Genomic DNA, 18,868 nt, shown 5'->3' with positions numbered 1-18,868 from the left:
AAACAGACCCCCTAAGCATAGGTACTTAACGTGCCTTCCCAGTCTTCAGCTGCCAGAGGAGTATCATTAAGTTCATCTCGTCGTGCGGTCCAATCCGGTAAATACTGATCCATAACCGCCACAAACTTCGCATTATGGGATCGCTCAATCAGATGGGCGAGCTCATGAACTACGAGATACTCCAGACTCCGAGGATTCTTCTTCGCCAGCTCCGGGTTAAACCAGATATTACGACTATCAGGATTGCAAGATCCCCACTTAGTTTTCATGCGCTTGACCGTGATCTGGTTAGCTTTCACACCCATGGCAGACTCCCATTTCTCAACCAGAGGCGGAAGCGCTGACTTGAGTTCTCGCCGGTACCAACGGTCAAGGATCCCGAACCGATCCTCGGGTGTCGATCCTTCCGGAGAGTAGAGCCAGAGGGTGTCGGCCGAGACGACCACCTTAGGGTTGCCGCTGTGCTTCGAGACATCAAGCCGGTAGCGCCTACCCCAGACATAGTGGCTCTCCCCCGAGACCATCTGTCGCTTGGATTGCCGGTTAGCGTTCTGGAGACGATCGCGTTCTCGTCGGATCCACGGCAGGCGTTGTACGACAGCCCGGCGAATAGTGTCCTCATCTAACCGAGCGGGCGCAGCCACCCGAACACGCCCCATCGGCGGATACACCGACAAGTGCATGTTCTTGATGTCTTTGTAGACCAGCTCAACATCAAAACCGGAAACAGTGAGATAGGAGCTAGCGGAATTCATCATGCTTTTTCAGTTGATCAAGCAGACTTTCCATCTGCGTTTTATCTAGGAGCCCAGGGAAGTTGAGTGCAAGAGTACGCATCAGAGACTTTTGCTTGGTCTTATCTCCAGACCAGCCATGTTCTTTATTGCGTTGGATGGTGCTATATACACGTTCCACATCAACCTCAATGCCCTGGGGCCACGCGAAGTCGATCAGAGCCCGGCGAGCTGGCGTCTTGGCCCAGTCAGGGAACTTCCTATCAGATTCGCCCTTAGCGAGACGCTGGGTGAACTCAACCAGCTTAAGCAGATACTCCTCGTAGTCGATCACAGCCTCACGACGCTGCTCAATCAGAGCATCGAGCAGAGTAGACATAGACTCGTAATACTTCGGGTTCATGGCCTGCTCGTCAACAATCGTCTTACGGACGTTATTGACAATAGTTTCAGCCGCAGCCTCCGGGGTCTTTCGGATGTTCTCCGGAAGTTTCTCCAAAGCCCCAACTCCATGTTCGACGATGAGTTGCACGAGCCCCTGGTCAAAGGTCGCCAGGTTTCGGGAAGCGTCTGCCTGGATATAAGTATCCAGCAGGGAACGCATGCCCGCCTCGAATTGCTTGAGATCCATATTCTCACCAGCACCAAGCTTGACTTCGTCACGGACATCGACGAAGTGCTTGACCTGGCGCTTGATGAATTCAGCATCGGTTTCGGAGTAACCGGCATCACTCATACGATTGGCTAAGTTGGCGTAAGCCCTCACCAAGCTCGCCACACCCTTGTACAGATCCACGCGCTTTGGTTCATTGGCTTTGAGCTGCTCAGCGTTACCACTTTCAATCGCACAAAAATAGTGCTGGTACTGGAGCGTTCCCTTAGGTGGGGCAACCGGCTCGCACAAGGCACGAACCATCTCTAGAGCATCATCGAGATCCTGGCGTTCCTGCTCGATACGGTCTTTAAGTAATCCGTCGATATCGTCCTGGTCATAGTCACCGAAAGCTTCTGAGGTGTAGTCAGACACCGCAGTCTCGAGAGATTTGAACAGGTCTCGGTAGTCAACGATGTAACCGTATTCCTTATCGTCACCATCAAGCCGGTTAACACGGCAGATGGCCTGGAACAGACCATGATCCTGCATGTTCTTATCAATATAGAGATAGGTAGCACTCGGAGCATCGAAGCCGGTCAGCAGCTTATCGACCACGATGAGAAGACGCATCTGGCCCGGGTGCTTGATGAACGTCTCTTTGACGCTCTTCTCAAACTCCTCGATCCGCTTGGCCGCATCATCGGCGTTGGTCTGGAAGTAGTCAGCCAGCATGTGACGATACGTCTCATACTTCACGATCTCTTCATTCTTGCCGGCCCCAGAATCTTCCTTCGAAATCTGCGACGCATTCGGCTCATAACTGGTGATTATCGCTAGCTTGCCGGCAAGCTCGCTACGACTGAAGATCTCGTAGAATTTGCAGGCTTGGTAAACACTCGAGCAGACCAGCATGGCGTTGCCTCGACCATCCATCAAGCGAGGCATGCGTGCCATATCCATCAAGATATCAGCTGCGATCTGCCGGGCTCGAGGCTCTGCCGATTCAACTGCCTTGATCGTCGCCCAGCGCTGCTTGAGCCGGTGTTTACTGAGATCGGTCATGCCCTGGGTGTGGATTTGGAACCACTCATCGACCCGCTCTGGGCTCGTGAGTTTCTGCTCGATGTCACGGGCTTCGTAGCGAAGGTCCAGAACCACGCCATCTTCAACAGCCTCATCGAATTTGTAGGTGTGGATGTAGGAGCCGAAAGTCTCAATACTGGAGGCCTTGTCCTTCTTGAGAAGAGGTGTGCCGGTAAAGCCGATGAACATCGCATTCGGCAGCAGTTCCTTCATCGCACTGTGAAGCTTGCCGCTCTGTGTACGGTGAGCCTCATCGACGAAGATGAAGAGATTGCCTTTCGGACTGAACCCCTCGAGCAGGGGCTTCTTGAGCTGACGAACGAAGTCTTCGGTCTCGCCCTGATCCTTCTCGTCATCACCCCGGAACTTATGCACCAGGGAGCACATCAGCCACGGCTGGTTCCGGTTGAGCATGCCGATCATGCCGACTCCAGACGTCGACCGTTCGATGGTCTCATCGACACCAGCAAAAACCTTCTCGATCTGCTCATCCAGCTCCGTGCGGTCAGTGATCACTAAGACGCGGGCCTCACGCTGGTTCTCCCGGATCCACTTCGCTAGCCACACCATCGTCAAGCTCTTGCCTGAACCTTGGGTGTGCCAAATAATCCCGCCTTCTCGACGAGCGATGCGTTCCTGGGCGGCCTTGATCCCAAAATACTGGTTATGCCGAGCTGTTTTCTTCACGCCAGAGTCGAAGACGATGAAGTCATGGATGAGTTCGAGGAAGCGCTGCTTGTTCGCCATCTGAAGCAGGCCACGGTCGAGATGGTTCTCAACCTCACTTGGTTCCTTCCACTCCAGCCAGTACTTCTCTGGGGTTTCGATCACGCCGTAGCGAAGCCCCTCGACGTCATTGCCAGCGAACAGTAGCTGGACCGTGGTGAAGAAAGGACGAACGAAGTCCGCTTTTTGATTGCCCAGATGCTGACGAATGCCGTCACCAACGCTGACCTTAGAGCGCTTGAGCTCAATGACCCCGAGAGCGATGCCGTTGACGTAAAGCACGACGTCAGGGCGCTTGGTGTTCTTGCCCTTGATAGAGACCTCTTCGGCCACCACAAAGTGATTAGCCTCCGGGTCCTTCCAGTCGATAAGCCAGATCGTTTCGAAGTTCTCCGAGACGCTGCGCTTGACCTTCACGCCGTAGCGGAGCAGGCCGTACACTTTCCGGTTGGCGTCGTATAGTGATCCACCTGCCGGCAGAGAAGTCGCGGTAATGAATTGCTGAATAGCGCGCCGAACAAGATCCTCGTCGTAGCCACGAGCAAGAAGGTTCTGGCGGAGCAGCTCCTCCTCCACGTTGGAGTTGGCTCGGTCTTTCCAGTCTCCGGCGTACTCATACCCGAGCTGGCTTGAAAGTACATCTACGACCCGATCTTGCGTGAGGCGCTCACGCTGCCCAACAGAACTCATGACGATACCTCCACGGTGGATTCATCCACCCAGCGTGCCAGAACGCTGAGGGCGGCGAGATACTCAAGAGCTTCTTGCTCCGTAAGCTCTTGATCAGCTTCATGGCTAAGAGGGTTTCGAATACCAGCAAAGACTCCCTCAGCAAATGTCATAGCGCCACGCTGAACCGACTTATAGGTGTCGCTGCCGTCATCTTTCATTCGTCGTAGCCTAGACGCTCCTTTCTTTGGCTGATCGGTGGAAAAGGCCTGCTTGAAAAGATTTGTCTCACTGACATCCCGACGACCGATCTTGTTCTGCGTCTCAGCATTGAGTTTGCGAATCGCACCACCGATGGCTTCACGGTAATGACCTGACTGCCACAGAGATAGCGCACCATCCCAGATCCAAGGGTGTAACTCCGCAGCAGAGAGCTCTGGAGCGTTCTCGCCCAGGTTCTGAGAGATTTCTTCAGCGCGATGGAGTTGAGCTCGAGCCCTGACTGCAGCCTCATAATGACGATCCCAAGTGCCCGACCTAGCGCCAACCAACTCAGAACGCCAGCCTGGAGTAGTCCGATCCATAATTTTCTCGGCTACTTGCGCCTGAGAAGCAATATCGGCTTTAGAACCCCGCGGAAAACTACCTATGACGCTAGGACTCGGGTGAGGAATATGCTCAGTCAGATAGATAAAAGTGTCCAGCTCTTTTAGTGCCCAATCAGTATTCATCGCATTCATCGTGCCTGACCCCCTACAGGAAGGCGGACTCTCCCAGTGAGAAGCTCCTGCATCATGCCTTGTTTAATGCTAGAGACGGATTCAAGGCGGCGCTGGAGAGCGTCAATTTCCTGGTCAGCATCCTGCAGGACTTTCGCAATAGCGGAGCGCTCCTCAGGGTCGCATGGCCAATCGATAGTGAAAGAGTCCACCTCATTTGAGCCCACTGCTGTGAACGTACTTCCTTGAGAAAAAAGAGACCATCTTGACTCGCTGCTGACCAAGAGATGAAATAGAAACGAGTTATCTTTTCCTGCGTCAAGTCCGCAGACGCCACGCCCAAGGCAGATCCTATGTGAAGCTATTGCCGCATGTCCCACAGGAGCTCGAACCGTTAGAATTACATTGCCGGGCTCAGATATTTTCGTTGGCGAACTAGTCCAAACTCGCTCGATGGTAGCTCGTTTCGAAACATCGGCGTTTCCCTGAATGAGCGGCAGACCATTTCCTTTAGTGTTGTAACTAGATCCTACTGGAGACTGTCCCATAGTTACTTTGGAGATTCTCCCTAATGTTGCTCTGGACCATGCTTGCTTAAATCCCGGTAGGCGCGTGCGTCCAGTAAGCAACTCCTGCATCATGCCTTGCTTGATTGCATGCTTCTTCGAGATGAGGCGCTTGAGAGTAGCAATCAGCCGATCCCCATCTTGAAGCCGTTCCGTGATCGCTTGTTGCTCCGACTCAGAGGGAAGGGTGACAACGAATCCGTTGAGGCTCCCGTTCGTGATCTGATTAATCGTCGCACCTAGATGTTCGTCGATCTGACGCTTAAAGTCATCAGACTGGAAGAAGTACCGCAGGAACGGGTTCAAATCGGAGCGGTATACAGCCATGAAAGCACCGAAGGTCTGTCCGGAGACTCGACGATCGAGTATGGCGCTTTTACCGATCAATCGACGGCTGCCATTACGGACGCAGATGAGAATATCATTCTCACGTGTGCGGATCTTCTCGGGAATCGCGCAATCGACATATACATTGTCATCGAATGCAAGCTCGCCATCCTGAATATTCGATGAACGGAGGACAAGCGTCCCTGAACGCTTGACATTGCTAGGACTATACGTCAACCCGATTAGGCTTTGCCCTATATCGCCGAGCCGAACGTTTCGCCACTGGGGATTAGTCAAGGTGTTCATTGAATCCCCATATCCGCTAGGTGGACCGCCACCTTCTTCTGAAGGTCTTCTAGTTCAGCGTCGAGATCATCAACAGTCTCGTCGTATCGCTTGCCGAGCTCTTGGATACGGCGTGTCAGTTGGTAGGTTGCAGTATCGACTTCACTAGCAAACCGACCTGCGACGACAGTCTGCCACTTGTCGCTAGTTACCAGCTCACGGATCTCCTCCTCGGAGAGCTTGGCGTACGTTGCAATCACCTTCGTGTCCAGCTGCAACATTCCATCCTTGACTGCCTTCTTCGCTGCAGTCTCTGATGCAAACAGCTTGATCACCGTGTTCAGCGCGGCAATCTCGTCGGCTTCGGCGTCTTCTAGCTTGGCAGTCTTCAGTCGGTCGCGAGCATCCTTGACCTTGATGCCACCGTCAACGTTGACGGCCTCCCAGAGCAAACCCTCTTCGATTGCGTGCTCCTCGATATACTCTTGTAGCTCCTGGCTGATGCGCTCCTGTTCGGCAGTCAGCCGCTCCAGCTCGGTCTTCTCGTCGGCGAAGTACCGGTCGATGATCAGCGCCGGCGGGATCAGGTCAGTCACCCAGCGTTGAGCCTTGACTCCCGTGCCAAAGACTAGATCGGCGCTCTCGTACTTCGGCTTCTTCTTGTTGTCGTAGCCAGTGATGCGAGCTTCACGAGGTTGCGCAGCATCAACCCATCCAGCACCGACGATCAGGGTGACATCATCATGCATAGTGTCGTTCCAATAACTCATCAGCTGCTCGTACACGCTGTACTCACTGATCAACGGGCGACCCCGGAATTTCTCCAGCAGGTCATCGCCAAGATCCTCAATCAGCTGCTGAGGCCTGGTCTGGGAGTCAATCGCCTCCAGTTGGCCTCGGTGAGAGTTCCACCATTCCTCAACAGCCTTGGAGACAGTCGAGGTAAAAGCTTTGACGTCCTCCGATTCCTCAATCACCTTGGCTACCTGCTCGGGCTCCACTGTGAGCTCTGAATATCCCTCGCGGAGAGGCCGGAACAGCTCATTACGCAGGTTCGGGAAAGCATCCCAGTATTCGACTAAGGCATCGAGATCTCGGTTCGGAATACCACCCTTAAGGTGGGCTTCCAGATCCTGGATGTCTTCAGGTTCAGAGGTGTCGATATAGCGCGGAATGTTGAGGTTGTAGCTGTTCTTCGCATCGGAGATCTCCGACAGCGGCACCATTCGTGCGTAACGCTCAACTGCTTCACCGGCGAGGTAGGTGTCGATGATCTTGCGCATATCTCGAGGACGCAGACGGTTCTTAGCGCCGTCCTTCTCAAACCCCTTGGAGGCATCGATCATAAAGATGCCCGTCCGGTTAGCCGCTTCCTTCTTATCGATAACGATGATGCAAGCCGGAATGCCAGTTCCGTAGAATAGGTTGGCCGGCAATCCAATGATCGTCTTAATCAGGCCACGCCTGATTAGCTCTTCACGGATCTGGGCCTCAGTGTTGCCACGGAAGAGCACTCCGTGGGGAAGAATCACCGCTCCCCGACCGTCAGACTTAAGAGACTTCACCATGTGAAGTAGGAATGCGTAGTCACCGTTCTTCTCCGGCGGTTCAGCGAAACCGTCGAACCGTCCGTACTCTTTGTCGAAACCGTTCTTCCAGGTCTTTACGGAGAACGGCGGGTTAGCGACGAAGTAGTCAAAGGTCTGTAGTTGCTCGGCCTTGAGGAACTTTGGATCAGAGAGCGTGTCTCCCTGGCGAATGTCATGCGTCTCGTTGCCATGCAGGATCATGTTCATTCGAGACAAAGCCCAGGTGGCGTTATCCTTCTCCTGGCCATAGATCGACAAACCGTTGGGCGCAGAGTCTGCCACCTTGATCAACAGCGAACCAGATCCACAGGTCGGGTCATAAACGGTGGTGGAGCGGGGAGCATCCTTCGGGATTTCCAGCACCTGAGCCATGATCCTGGAAACCTCAGCCGGGGTGTAGAACTGGCCCTTGCTCTTGCCGGACTCTGTTGCAAAATGTCGCATGAGGTACTCATACGCATCCCCGAGCAGGTCGTCACCTTCAGCACGCGAACCAGTGAAGTCGATGTCCTGGAAGATGCTAATGAGGTTGGTCAGGCGATCCTGCATCGCCTTGCCTTCGCCCAATTTGTTTGGGTCATCGAAGTCGGCGTTGTTGATCACGCCCTGTAGGTCGTTCTCCTCAGCCAGCCGGCGGATGGCGATGTTCATCTTCTCGCCGATGTCCGGGGCACCCTTCACGGCAACCAGATCATCGAAAGAGCCACCCTCGGGAACCTCGATCAGGCTGTAAGGATCGCTCTTGGCCTTATCCGAGACGTACTTTACGAAGAGCAGCGTTAGGACGTAGTCCTTGTACTGGCTAGCGTCCATGCCGCCGCGCAGCTCATCGGCGCTTTTCCAGAGGGAACCATAAAGATGAGATTTCTTAAGAGCCACTACCATGCCACCACCTTCGGCAGCTTGGCCGCTAACTTCTTACCTTGGGCTCTTAAGGTCATATGCTGTTCGTCTCCTCCACGGAACGTGGCTTATCTTCTAGTTGATACCGACATTACTGACCGCGTCAGACATTAACGTCGAGCAATACCCGTTAACCATTCCGTCCACGCCTCCTGGCATGGTTCGCGAACACAGGGAGCGGGCAAATGCTAATGGTGCAATTATACCCTGAACAGTAGTTTTGTGAAACCCTGCATCACTCCAGCTCATGCTGGCCACCTCATCCGATGTCGGCTCAACTGTTCGTATCACCCGGGGCAGCTGCATGGCCTGCCTACTGCAATGGGCGCGAATTCTGTTCGCCCACATGAGGTCACGGATAAATTCCACGGCATGTACGCAACTAATGACACCTCGGACATGGATAGCTATGTGGACTGGGTTGTTGATGATCTAAAGGGGGAGCACTGGTGGATTATCTTACCTCGGAAGAAGAGGCTCGCGAGCTCTCATCCCGGACGGGGGCTGCTTGCCTGCGACGGTGACCCAAGGTCCGCTGACCTCCACCAATGTTGCAATTTTCATCCTTCACCTACACTCAGCCTTGCTTCATAATAAAGAGCAATATACAAGGAACAACTAAATAAAAATTTACGCAATAATAATGAAGTTAGACGCCAAGCTCGATAGCGGATTCGGAAATGTTGAAACAGCCAAAGCTGACAAGTCAGATATCGATAGAGCGCTTCGCCTTCTCGATTATCTGGTCGATCAGCCGAGCGCAGATGGAATTGAATGTGCCACATAGAGTGCCTAGCTGACACGACACGATTGTGTTGTTGATACTCCTCAAGACCGGCTTTTTAAGCTCGAGAAATCTGCCACGTCGAGCGGAATCGTGGTTGAGGTAGAAGTCGCGGTGGCCAGCTGACTTAGTTTTCCTGCGATCTCACCATCCTATAATTTACGGTCATCTATTAACTTAAATTATGCATCACATAAAGACTCCTCATCGTGGAACCCTTATCCTTTTGGGTTTTCGTCCCGAAGCCGGTACAGGAGCCGAAGCGTCACCTGTCTTCGGCGGATCGTACTCTCGCTGTATTTCCTCCGTCTCAGCAGCGCGATGTACTGCTTCTGATCTTTTTCGCTGAGGTCAAGTACGTCCTTATCTCTTTCGATCGACCACCAGAACCATTCCTCTAGGTCATTCCAGTAGGCCCGAGCTGTGTTGTAGCCATAGTTTAGGAGGAGATCCTCTCTCAAGTCTGCAAACTCCAGCCACTCATCCGGAAGAGGTTTCGCAAACATCATTTCGTTGTCGGGGTATCGAGATTCTTCGGTCATTGCTCCAGTCTAAAGAGAGTTATCATGCTTATGCTTTATTGCAGGTAGACCTATGTTTTAGTCTGAATCCAGTCGCTAAAGGAGCGGCCCGACCGTAAGCCTCACGGGGTAGGTCGAGAGTACTGGAGAAGGGCAACGCAATGTCATCCAACCTAGTTCCATTCTTTGGCGGTAGGCGCGACCTATCCCGAAATGAACCCAACCAATTCGAAGCACTTGATCACCAGACTCGGTTAGAAGCCGCCAAGATCAAATCGCACGCAGAGCTTGAAATGTTCGAGGATTACACCCAAGCCGCATTGGCTGATCAGGTATTGAACCACACCGCAGCGTTGGTCAATCGAGCAAAGGAGCACTGCGAGCGCACCCCTGAGGTAGCTCGCTACATCGAGCCCATCATTGCCAACTACGCCCAGTCCGCAGCCAATCGGGTTTCAGGGCGGCGATTCAAATGAACCGGTTCCTATTCCTTCTCGGCTACGTCTGTTTCATTCCTGCGGTCCTCGCAGGAGTCAATCACCAATCTCTTCTTGCTATCGCTCTCGGGGTATTCGCGGTCTATTTCTGGGTCTGCGGCCTCATCTTGTTCGAAGGCACGCCCAGAGAGTTGAGGCAAGAGACGTCCGCTAATCCCTCGTTCGAGCTGTTTCAGGACTATCTCGAAGCCCGTCGGAAGATCGACGAGGTCGACTACCGCTACAACTACCTGTTTAACCACCCAGACGATGGGATCTGGGATGACGATCAGCACGGGCCAGGCCAAGGAAAAAGATAAGGGGATTGCCAGTGACTACCGAATCTCAGACCATTGGCACACCAGCAATGATATTCGCCAATCTCTTGACAATCCCAACCTCTCTCACCTCTGTTAAGGCCGCTCAGCGCTTCATCGTTGTTAATTCCACACCGGTAGCTAGCCGGCACCACTTTGACCACTTCTTAAGGGTCTGGCGGTGTCGGATCGGGGTCAGCGGCATTTTTCCACATCTTTTAATTCCACACCGTTTATCGGGTAATAGGGCCAGAGCCAGCCGACCAGGAGGTTTCCGGCGACCTGCTCCACGCTCACGAACCACTAACCCCTCTTTTCCAAAGGAGATCGAATCATGACTATCAACACCAACCACCAGGGCTCTGCCGCCAGCATTCCGCCACCTACGCCAGCAGCTGGGACCTACACCGCGATTTATGCGGACCCACCATGGGTGCCGTCGCAAAAGGGCAAGTATGGAGCCTCCCAGCACTACGAACTCATGACCACCGACCGCATCTGCGCCATGGGTGAGGGAATTAGAGAGATCGCAGCTGATAACTCCTTTTGCTTCCTCTGGGTCACCAACGCCACCGTGCCCGATGGCCTTCGGGTTCTTGAAGCATGGGGTTTCCGCTACACGAGCTTCTACTTCTGGGCTAAACCGCGCTTCACGCTCGGTAACACCTTCCGTAACGCCGGCGAGCTCCTACTTCTCGGGGTGCGCGGTAAAGGCACCAAGGTCGCCTTCCGCTCCCAGCCCAACTGGGGTTTCCATCCACTTCAGGAGCACTCGCATAAACCTGAAGAAGTCCATCACATTGTCGAGCGCCTGGCGGGTGAGGGCCGATTCCTGGAGCTGTTTGCCCGCCGTGAGGCACCGTCTCGGGCCCATTGGGATGTCTGGGGCAACGAGGTCGATGCCACCATCTCACTCGCGCGTTGGGGTTTTGAAGTCCCCAGCGACCAACTTGAGGTTCGGTCTCAAACCGGAGATCAGTCATGAGAGGTGTAAAACATGCCCACCAATTCCAATCCAAGCTCATGGCCGGCGAGGTTCTTCCGTGGGAGCGCACTCATACTCGGCGGCGTCATTTGTCTCCAGATCAGTTTGGAGCTGATCCTTGCGATCTGGCCTTGGGTGCTACTCATCGCCGTTATTGTCACCGGAGTTGTGAGCGTTATCTGGTGGCTGCGTCAGAGACAGAACTGGTAGGCCGCCTCCAGCATCGCCACCGGGGAGGAGTCCGATGACTGCCTCACCAGCTAAGCAACCAGACGATTCTACCGGCCAGGCTCACTACCTCGCCCCGCAGTGGACACCGGCAGTTGACCCCGATGAGTTCGCCAAAGCACTCGTACTGATCGCCGAGACTATCCATCAAACCAAGGGGCAGAAGTCCAAGACCAAAGGCCAGGCCCGTCACACCAAATCCAAGAAAGGAGACTCATCATGAAAAACCTGACGCGCAAACGCCCGACCATATTATGGCAAGAGATCTTCTTTTCCGAGATGATTACTCCCTCAGGCGCTGCCACTGCATTCGAGCACCTGTGCTCCAACGGCATGTTCGGCAGTGTTGTGATTGAGATGCGGGCCACTACCGCCGGTATCCGCTGGCTGGTCGGTGCACCGGAGACGAAGGTCAGTTCCATCACCGGATTGTTGTCCACCCATCTAGATGTTCACCAGACGGAAGCTGGACCTCGAGAAGACGTCGAGTTCGCTGGAAAGATCAAAATCACCAGCGGTACTCTTTCAACCCAACCGGAGCGAGTGGTAGCAGCTATTCGTGGTCTCTATGGCACGCTCTCACGTCTCGGTACTGGTGAAGAGCTGACACTTCAACTCCTGGTTGGACGGCGCATCTTGCCTCCGGTTCATGCTCGCCCTATCTCCCCAAGCTGGTTCGAATTACTAGCCGGCGCGGTCTTAGGTCCACCAACAAGGAGGCCAAAGGAATTATCAGCACAGACAGCTCAGTATCGGGCTTCAGCTGATCTCCATGGAGCCCACGCCAACCTGCGAGTCGGTATCGCTGGGGCGGGGGATGCTCGGGCCAGATACCTTGGCAATCAGATTCTCGGGGCGTTGCGTGTACTCGAGACAACGGAGTCTCGCATCCGGCTGGAGAGGGAAGAACCAGCCCATCTCAATCGAGTATCGCTCCCCCGCCGTTGGCCACTGCGGCTACGCAGCTACGATCTGGTCGGACTGTCCGGTTGGCCGGTCGGCGAGCCTCCCATGCCCGTCATCGGTAACCTCCATCCACGGATGCTGCCACCACCACTGCTTGGGCGGATGGAGCGCATCTTCGCCCAGGCAGCCGCCCCCGGGTACACCCAGATGATCGGCATTCCCATCCGAGACGCCGCTTTTCACACCCATCTGCTCGGGCCCACTGGTTCCGGCAAATCCTCCGTCATGCTCAATCTCATTATGGAAGATATCAATGCCGGCAGAGGGGTGCTGGTTATCGACCCCAAAGGTGATCTGGCAACAGACGTCTTGTCCCGGGTACCGATAAAGCGTCACGGCGATGTTGTCGTCCTTGATCCCAGCAGTACCAGCCCGGTCGGGTTCAATCCGCTAGCTGGGCCAAAGAGATTAGAGCACGTTACCGCCGATACGCTCCTATCGACCTTCGAGGCACTGTTCCATGAGAACTGGGGAATCAGAACAGCTGATGTTCTAAGCGCTGCACTCCTGACACTGGCCAGAATCCCCGAAGCCAACCTGCTCTGGTTATCGCCGCTCCTAACCAATCCAGCGTTTCGTAAAGAAGCGTTGAAGGGAAGTGACGATCCGTTGGGAGTAGATAGTTTCTGGGAACAGTACGACGCTAAGAAACCCGATCGACAAGCCCAAGAGATTGCGCCGGTACTAAATAAACTGCGCCAACTCATCCTCCGCCCAACGCTTCGAGCCATGCTTGGCCAACCGAAACCAAAGTTCGATCTCGAGGACTTATTCTCGAGGAAAAAGATCGTGGTGCTCTCGCTCAACAAGGGCCTGCTCGGAGCTGAAGCCGCCAGGCTGCTTGGTTCACTGCTGGTAGGTCAGCTCTGGGCTCGTATCCTCGCTCGCCAATCCGACCCACCTGAACGCCGGCACATCGTGGGCATCTACATCGACGAGGTGCACGATTTCATCTCCGGGATCCCCGGCGATCTGGCGGACGCCCTAGCTCAGGCTCGTTCTCTAGGTGCAGCCTTCACTCTGGCAAACCAGTACCGCTCCCAGCTAACTCCAGCGATGCAAGCAGCCATTGACTCCAACACCAGAAGCAAGATCGTCTTCGGTCTCAACGGTGCCGATGCCAGCTACCTAGCCAAGACCACCAACAAGCTGGAGGCAGCGGACTTCCAGCTTCTGCCTAAATACCACGCCTACGTCAACCTCATGCACCAGGGGCAGGGAACGGACTGGTTCGCAGTCTCGACGTTGCCGCCCTCTCGACCGCTACAAGACCCCTCGGTTGTCTATCTCCACAGCCACGAACGCTACGGCGTGAGTGCCTCGGAGACTGAAGCCGCTTTGGTCGAGCTGACTCGGCTTCGTCTTCCCGAGACTCCAGCTGCTCCAGTCGGGCGGGTGAGAACAGCTCGCGGTTCAGCAGCTGACACGCCGGCGCAAACCGGCACCGTTACCGAAGCTCCACCCAATCCAGGATTAGGACCAGAACCAGGCAAGCGCTCAGAGACCCCCAAACCGAAGGTCGGTCGGATACGTACCGCGCCCGTGCAGCCAGCCTCGGACGAGGAGGATATCTCATGATTTCCCCAAGTTTTCGATCCAGGCGGGGTGAAATGTCGAGACGGTTCGCTAGACGTTTGGCTCTGGTGAGTTATTCACCAGATCTGCCGGACGTGCGCCAAAAGCCCCAAACTCCGCCGGTGACTGACCCCCTTAACCGGGGTCACCGCCCCCAGCCCAATACCCAGGCCAACCAAACAGGAGTCATGTCATGAACTTCCCAAACTTCTTGACCCCTTCCTACCCGGTTCATCAAGAACTGCTCGAACGACTGCAGACCCACCGCTTCGCCACGACTCATCAACTATCGCGCTTCACTACCCATCACTATGGCTCCCAGCGTTCCGCACTGCGCCAAACGCTCAGGCACCTCCAGAAGCTCGAGAACCGAGAGTTAGTCGTGCGACTAGAGAGGCGGATCGGTGGGTGGCAGGGAGGTTCCTCGGTATCAATCTGGGCGCTGAGCACCTCTGGATATCGGGTCGTGTCAGGTACTTCCCGACGCCAACGACCGCAGGAAATTTCAACCACCTTTCTTGGACATCTCTTGGCGGCCACTGAGGTAAGCCTCGTGTTCACCGAAACCATCCAAGGAATGGATAGATGGAAGGTCGGTATCTATCAGGAGCCAGCCTGCTGGCGCGATTACGTCGGAGCCCACGGACAAGTCATCACTCTCAAGCCTGACTTAGCGGTCGAGATTACTGGGCTAGATTTCACCGACCGCTATTTCGTTGAAGTTGACCGAGCTACCGAAAATCCTGCTCGGGTTGTAAACAAAACCAGAGCGTATGGCGACTACCTCAGAAGTGGAGTGGAGCAAGAAAAGACCGGTATGTTTCCCGCCATCCTCTGGCTAGTGCCTACTGAGAAGCGCCGCGATCAGCTACGACGCTACTTAGCCAGCGAGCCCGATCTGCCTAGTGATCTCTGGATCGTCTTGACCCTGGAGGATCTTCCACATCTAGTTCGCGATGGTCCGGAAAACTACCTCGGTGTCGTTCCTCCGCCATAGACCTGGTGCCCCAGTTAGTTGCAGCTCGTCTTCAGAAACAGCGCACCTGAGGCATCTCCCCAAACCCGGTACTGGAACCCATCCTCGTCCTACTACCAGTAGGAAAAGAAGGTGATTCCACCGGAGTCATGATCATCAATCAAACGAAAGGAGGACATCATGACAAACAATAACAACCCTCTGCATGCCGATTTCGAGGCGACCGTCTCGACGAAGCAAGTAGGACAGCTATTGGAGCGGCTGCTCCAAGATCCAGCGTGGTTCGAAATCGCTGAACGGATCTACCGGCAGTCATACACCGAGGCCCTGGTGGCCTATCTGATCTGCCAGCCACGGCCAATGTGGGACCCAGTCAACCTCGAGAAGGATCTTCTGGGCTCCTACCTGGTTGAGGCGGCGACGAAAGATGAGGCCATCTACGCCTTGCTGGAACTGCTCGAAGCCCGAGGTGAGATCGAACCGATCTGGCTGGATCAGGACGACCCTCATGACGTTCCTCCCGTCGTTGATGTGGTCGTGCTCTGGAATAGGTTGCTTGCGGACTTCCACGTCGTAGAAGGCCCAAGAAACTGGTTCATCTTCCGCCGAGAGCCCCTCGTGTCGAAAGAAAACTAAGTACCTGGAATCGGTGCCGAGCAGACCACTACCTACCAAGTAGTGGGAAAGCTCGGCACCCCCCCAAACTTCCCTCATTTCGAACAAATGAGTGGATATAACTCAAAAAATATAGCTAAATGCAATAACGAAAGGAGGATTCATCATGAACAAGAATCCTGAAAAATTCGGGCCTCCCCCGAACATCGACAACCCTGACCAGGAAAACCTCGAACGTTACACACTAACCGAGCTCTACGAGTCAGCAGCTATGGCTTCATCAACTCAAGATGAGGACGAGCCACACGGTCATCATCTTGACGAGCTCAACTCCGATGAACTAGCAGCGTATGAGCTCTACCGACAGCGTCATCAAATAACTTCCGATGATGAACAAACCGTGGAGCGATTCGATGAAAACTACTGGGGTACCTACAACTCGGTAGACGAGTTCACCCGGAACTGGGCCTATCACATGGAGCCGATGGAGGCGGTGGAGACGCTCTTAAATACGCTCGGCCATCTCGAAAAACACATGTCGTTGGCCGAAATGGCATTAGTCGACCGACTCAAGGATGACCTGGACTTCATCTTCCAAGGCGGTCAAGTAACGGTATTTAGCCGTCAGCCTCGAGAGGAACAGTAGCCATGTGTGAACAATCGAAAAAGCAACCATTTGAGCACCGAGAGGCAGAGGTGACACCTCAGACACCCGAGTTACCTGATGACATTTCCCCAACCAGCTCACTGTTCTTAGATGATGACTCTGAAACTGCCGGTGGACCAGTTACGCAAGAGGGCTGGGCAGAACATCTCCTTGCCGAGCATCGCGACGTTGCCAAGCAGCTTCGCCGAAAGCACGGCGCAAGTTTTCTGCTTTATCTTGAACACCACTACCAATATGGTGCCGCCGATATCGAAGAAGACTTCTACTCAACCTATATCGGATCCTACGACAGCCTTTTCGACTGGGTGATGGAGTCTTACCAAGAGCTTGGCTGGGTCGAAGCAGTCGAACGCATGATGCGCGAGCATGACATACCTGAAGGTGCACTGGAATGGAGTGTTGACTATTTCATCCACTGGGCCAAGAAATACCAACGCTTCCAGATCCACTTCTTTGGAGGGCAGTTCCATGTATTCCAGCCGTAACCGTAATCGCAACCCGAACGAAGTGATGGTGACCGGACAAGCCAACCTGAGATTCCGCCCTTCTAGCCTGGAAAGATTAGCGTTGCCCAATCATGTCGATTCAGATGAAACCGCTAATCCGACCCCAGATCAGGCCCGCGCGTGGCTAGAGAACGTGCGGCCGGAACATCTCTCGGAAGCAAAGTTAATTCTAGAAGATAATCCAACTGCTTTCGGCCCATATCTCAAGGCCTGCTATCTGCCAGATCAGCCCGAGGATATAACCGCTCACTTTGATAGCTCCTACTTAGGAAGCTACCAAACCATAGACCACTGGGCCGAAGACTTCTTCGAACTCATTGGAGGACAGGAAAACCTCCAGCGGTTGCAGGAAGAAAATGAGTGGCCCCAGGACCTGCTCACCTGGAATCCAGAGGCAGCGGTGAAGTTCAGCCAAAGCCTCGGCATGGTGATTGAGGAAGACGGTGGCCTATTCCACGCCTTCATGCCGACCTATATCCAGGTTCAGATAGAACGAGAAAACAAGGCTAGTGCCGCGCTTAAGGAATGGGAGCAGCGCCACCATCCTCTAGCTCAAGAACACCTACCAGCAGCTCGGCGCTTAATCTCACGTGAGCCTCATGCCTTCCTGGCTTACCTGGATCGCTTCTATGAAAGCCAGGCTCCAGAGATTTTGGAGAGCCTAGAAGAGGACTTCGATTCCATCTTCGTAGGAAGCTACGCCAACCCCGAAGAATGGGCTCTGGAGTCCTTCGATGCTCTGGGATGGAGCGAAGCCGTTGAGGAAACACGCAGCAAGGCTGGAATCCCCGAAAACATCCTAAATTTCGACATAGATAAGTTTCTGGAATGGGCCCAAGACAGCATGGGATTTGTATTGATGTCGCGGGGAGGTCGGATCCATGTCTTTCAAGCCTAAGCACTAAATAACCACCAGAAAATCGCAGGTACCAGGACACAAACCAGTCCTGGACTTGTCGAGGTTATTAAGCGTCAATGGGTGTATACCACTTAAACGCACACGCGATTACAGAAAGGAAAAGTAATGACCGATCTCAACCCCATGGCTGCCTTCGCAGAAAGTATGACCCCCAAGCGAGCAGTCACGTACCTACGCGTTTCGACCAGCGAGCAAGCCAGCAAGGGTGGGCAATCTGAAGGCTTCTCCATTCCAGCCCAGCGAGACGCCAACAGGAAGAAAGCCCAGAGTCTGGGCGCAGTAGTGGCCAAAGAGTTCGTAGAACGTGGAGTCTCCGGCACAAGCACTAACCGCCCAGCTCTCAAAGCCCTGCTGCGTTACCTTGAAGAAGAGCAGGGCAATGTCGACTACATCATCGTCCATAAGATCGACCGCCTGGCTCGTAACCGGGCCGACGACGTCGCCATCAACGCCAAGTTCGACGAGTTCGGTGTCCGCCTGGTTTCCACCAGTGAGAACATCGACCAGACTCCTGGCGGCCTCCTGATGCATGGCATCATGAGCTCGATCGCTGAGTTCTACTCCAAGAACCTAGCCAACGAAGTAACGAAGGGTATGAACCAGAAGGTTCGCTCTGGAGGCACCGCCGGCAAAGCACCTCTGGGTTACCTCAACACCCGGATCTACGAGACGGGAGTAGAAACCCGCACCGTCGAGGTAGATCCCGAACGGGCCCCATTGGTCCAGTGGGCGTTCGAACGCTACGCCGAAGGAAACATCTCTGTAGCCGATCTCACCGACGAGCTGGCCGCCAGAGGCCTTACCACCGTGCCAACCCGGGTCTACCCCTCAAAGGCCGTCAGCAAGCGCTACATCCACGCCATGCTGTCCAACAAGTACTACCTCGGCATCACGACCTACTGCGGGGTGGAGTACCCCGGCAACCACGAGCCATTGATCACTCAAGGTCTCTTCGACCGCGTCCAACAGACACTCAATAGCCGCCGCCAAGGCGAACGCCGGCGCAAGCACGACCACTTCCTCAAATCTACCGTCTGGTGTGGCGACTGCGGGTCCCGCATGATCCTCCAGAAACCCACTAACCATCAAGGTCTGCAGTATGAGTACTTTGTCTGCAACGGCAGGCTCTCCAAGCGC

At 54.4% G+C, this 18,868-nt stretch carries 16 protein-coding genes and 1 pseudogene; 10 read left to right on the top strand and 7 right to left on the bottom strand.

Going from position 1 to position 18,868, the window contains the following annotated elements; translation table 11 throughout:
• Positions 1-11: 11 nt before the first annotated feature.
• The 6 genes from F4V60_RS05445 to F4V60_RS05420 all read right to left on the bottom strand — a co-directional run bounded on the left by F4V60_RS05445 (position 12) and on the right by F4V60_RS05420 (position 9,522).
• Positions 12-758, bottom strand: a complete 747-nt coding sequence (locus F4V60_RS05445; protein ID WP_141255796.1) for a M48 family metallopeptidase — start codon at positions 756-758, stop codon at positions 12-14.
• Positions 742-3,828, bottom strand: a complete 3,087-nt coding sequence (locus F4V60_RS05440; protein ID WP_141255798.1) for a type I restriction endonuclease subunit R — start codon at positions 3,826-3,828, stop codon at positions 742-744. Before F4V60_RS05440 ends, F4V60_RS05445 begins: the two co-directional genes overlap by 17 nt.
• Positions 3,825-4,547: a TIGR02391 family protein gene (locus tag F4V60_RS05435; protein WP_141255800.1), complete on the bottom strand. Its 723-nt coding sequence runs from the start codon at positions 4,545-4,547 to the stop codon at positions 3,825-3,827. Before F4V60_RS05435 ends, F4V60_RS05440 begins: the two co-directional genes overlap by 4 nt.
• Complete coding sequence (locus F4V60_RS05430; protein WP_170245717.1) at positions 4,544-5,716, bottom strand: restriction endonuclease subunit S; 1,173 nt, start codon at positions 5,714-5,716, stop codon at positions 4,544-4,546. Before F4V60_RS05430 ends, F4V60_RS05435 begins: the two co-directional genes overlap by 4 nt.
• A gap of 5 nt (positions 5,717-5,721) precedes the next feature.
• The gene (locus F4V60_RS05425; RefSeq protein ID WP_141255804.1) at positions 5,722-8,178 is read right to left on the bottom strand and encodes a type I restriction-modification system subunit M; all 2,457 of its coding nucleotides are present in this window, start codon (positions 8,176-8,178) and stop codon (positions 5,722-5,724) included.
• 1,020 nt (positions 8,179-9,198) lie between these two features.
• Entirely contained in the window at positions 9,199-9,522 is a 324-nt protein-coding gene (locus F4V60_RS05420) for a site-specific integrase (RefSeq protein WP_141255806.1), read from the bottom strand.
• Between the two features lie 140 nt (positions 9,523-9,662).
• On the opposite strand from F4V60_RS05420, the gene F4V60_RS05415 reads away from it, so the two are divergent.
• Positions 9,663-9,977 (top strand): hypothetical protein, encoded by a 315-nt coding sequence (locus F4V60_RS05415; RefSeq protein WP_141255808.1) that lies wholly within the window; start codon positions 9,663-9,665, stop codon positions 9,975-9,977.
• An 8-nt stretch (positions 9,978-9,985) separates the two neighbouring features.
• Here F4V60_RS05415 and F4V60_RS05410 read toward each other — a convergent pair whose 3' ends face one another.
• Entirely contained in the window at positions 9,986-10,285 is a 300-nt protein-coding gene (locus tag F4V60_RS05410; RefSeq protein ID WP_150387358.1) for a hypothetical protein, read from the bottom strand.
• Between the two features lie 343 nt (positions 10,286-10,628).
• Here F4V60_RS05410 and F4V60_RS05405 point away from each other — a divergent pair, with 343 nt between their 5' ends.
• From F4V60_RS05405 to F4V60_RS12965, 9 genes and pseudogenes are all read left to right on the top strand, one after another.
• Positions 10,629-11,279, top strand: coding sequence for an MT-A70 family methyltransferase (locus tag F4V60_RS05405; RefSeq protein WP_141255812.1), 651 nt, complete (start codon positions 10,629-10,631; stop codon positions 11,277-11,279).
• A 244-nt stretch (positions 11,280-11,523) separates the two neighbouring features.
• A complete protein-coding gene (locus F4V60_RS05400; protein WP_141255814.1) occupies positions 11,524-11,730 on the top strand; it encodes a hypothetical protein in 207 nt (68 codons plus the stop codon).
• A complete protein-coding gene (locus tag F4V60_RS05395) occupies positions 11,727-14,051 on the top strand; it encodes a type IV secretory system conjugative DNA transfer family protein (protein WP_141255816.1) in 2,325 nt (774 codons plus the stop codon). The genes F4V60_RS05400 and F4V60_RS05395 overlap by 4 nt, the downstream gene beginning before the upstream one ends.
• 190 nt (positions 14,052-14,241) lie before the next feature.
• Positions 14,242-15,045, top strand: a complete 804-nt coding sequence (locus F4V60_RS05390; protein WP_141255818.1) for a replication-relaxation family protein — start codon at positions 14,242-14,244, stop codon at positions 15,043-15,045.
• A gap of 159 nt (positions 15,046-15,204) precedes the next feature.
• Complete coding sequence (locus F4V60_RS05385; RefSeq protein WP_141255820.1) at positions 15,205-15,660, top strand: hypothetical protein; 456 nt, start codon at positions 15,205-15,207, stop codon at positions 15,658-15,660.
• Positions 15,661-15,805: 145 nt separating this feature from the next.
• Complete coding sequence (locus F4V60_RS05380; protein ID WP_141255822.1) at positions 15,806-16,285, top strand: hypothetical protein; 480 nt, start codon at positions 15,806-15,808, stop codon at positions 16,283-16,285.
• A 2-nt stretch (positions 16,286-16,287) separates the two neighbouring features.
• Positions 16,288-16,791, top strand: coding sequence for a hypothetical protein (locus tag F4V60_RS05375; RefSeq protein ID WP_141255824.1), 504 nt, complete (start codon positions 16,288-16,290; stop codon positions 16,789-16,791).
• Positions 16,775-17,710 carry a hypothetical protein gene (locus F4V60_RS05370; RefSeq protein WP_141255826.1) on the top strand — a complete coding sequence of 312 codons (936 nt, stop codon included), beginning with the start codon at positions 16,775-16,777 and terminating at the stop codon, positions 17,708-17,710. Before F4V60_RS05375 ends, F4V60_RS05370 begins: the two co-directional genes overlap by 17 nt.
• Before the next feature lie 126 nt (positions 17,711-17,836).
• A pseudogene (locus F4V60_RS12965) lies at positions 17,837-18,865 on the top strand (recombinase family protein); the annotation flags it as partial.
• Positions 18,866-18,868 lie beyond the last annotated feature (3 nt).

This window comes from Corynebacterium flavescens (genome assembly GCF_008693105.1).
GTDB classification, from domain to species: Bacteria; Actinomycetota; Actinomycetes; order Mycobacteriales; family Mycobacteriaceae; genus Corynebacterium; species Corynebacterium flavescens.
This window is presented reverse-complemented; position numbering and strand designations above follow the sequence as displayed.

Bases quoted from the DNA above. Each gene is read 5' to 3' on its own strand.
- F4V60_RS05445 (WP_141255796.1), bottom strand. From the start codon at position 758: ATGATGAATTCCGCTAGCTCCTATCTCACTGTTTCCGGTTTTGATGTT.
- F4V60_RS05440 (WP_141255798.1), bottom strand. From the start codon at position 3,828: ATGAGTTCTGTTGGGCAGCGTGAGCGCCTCACGCAAGATCGGGTCGTA.
- F4V60_RS05435 (WP_141255800.1), bottom strand. From the start codon at position 4,547: ATGAATGCGATGAATACTGATTGGGCACTAAAAGAGCTGGACACTTTT.
- F4V60_RS05425 (WP_141255804.1), bottom strand. From the start codon at position 8,178: ATGGTAGTGGCTCTTAAGAAATCTCATCTTTATGGTTCCCTCTGGAAA.
- F4V60_RS05420 (WP_141255806.1), bottom strand. From the start codon at position 9,522: ATGACCGAAGAATCTCGATACCCCGACAACGAAATGATGTTTGCGAAA.
- F4V60_RS05415 (WP_141255808.1), top strand. From the start codon at position 9,663: ATGTCATCCAACCTAGTTCCATTCTTTGGCGGTAGGCGCGACCTATCC.
- F4V60_RS05405 (WP_141255812.1), top strand. From the start codon at position 10,629: ATGACTATCAACACCAACCACCAGGGCTCTGCCGCCAGCATTCCGCCA.
- F4V60_RS05400 (WP_141255814.1), top strand. From the start codon at position 11,524: ATGACTGCCTCACCAGCTAAGCAACCAGACGATTCTACCGGCCAGGCT.
- F4V60_RS05395 (WP_141255816.1), top strand. From the start codon at position 11,727: ATGAAAAACCTGACGCGCAAACGCCCGACCATATTATGGCAAGAGATC.
- F4V60_RS05390 (WP_141255818.1), top strand. From the start codon at position 14,242: ATGAACTTCCCAAACTTCTTGACCCCTTCCTACCCGGTTCATCAAGAA.
- F4V60_RS05385 (WP_141255820.1), top strand. From the start codon at position 15,205: ATGACAAACAATAACAACCCTCTGCATGCCGATTTCGAGGCGACCGTC.
- F4V60_RS05380 (WP_141255822.1), top strand. From the start codon at position 15,806: ATGAACAAGAATCCTGAAAAATTCGGGCCTCCCCCGAACATCGACAAC.
- F4V60_RS05375 (WP_141255824.1), top strand. From the start codon at position 16,288: ATGTGTGAACAATCGAAAAAGCAACCATTTGAGCACCGAGAGGCAGAG.
- F4V60_RS05370 (WP_141255826.1), top strand. From the start codon at position 16,775: ATGTATTCCAGCCGTAACCGTAATCGCAACCCGAACGAAGTGATGGTG.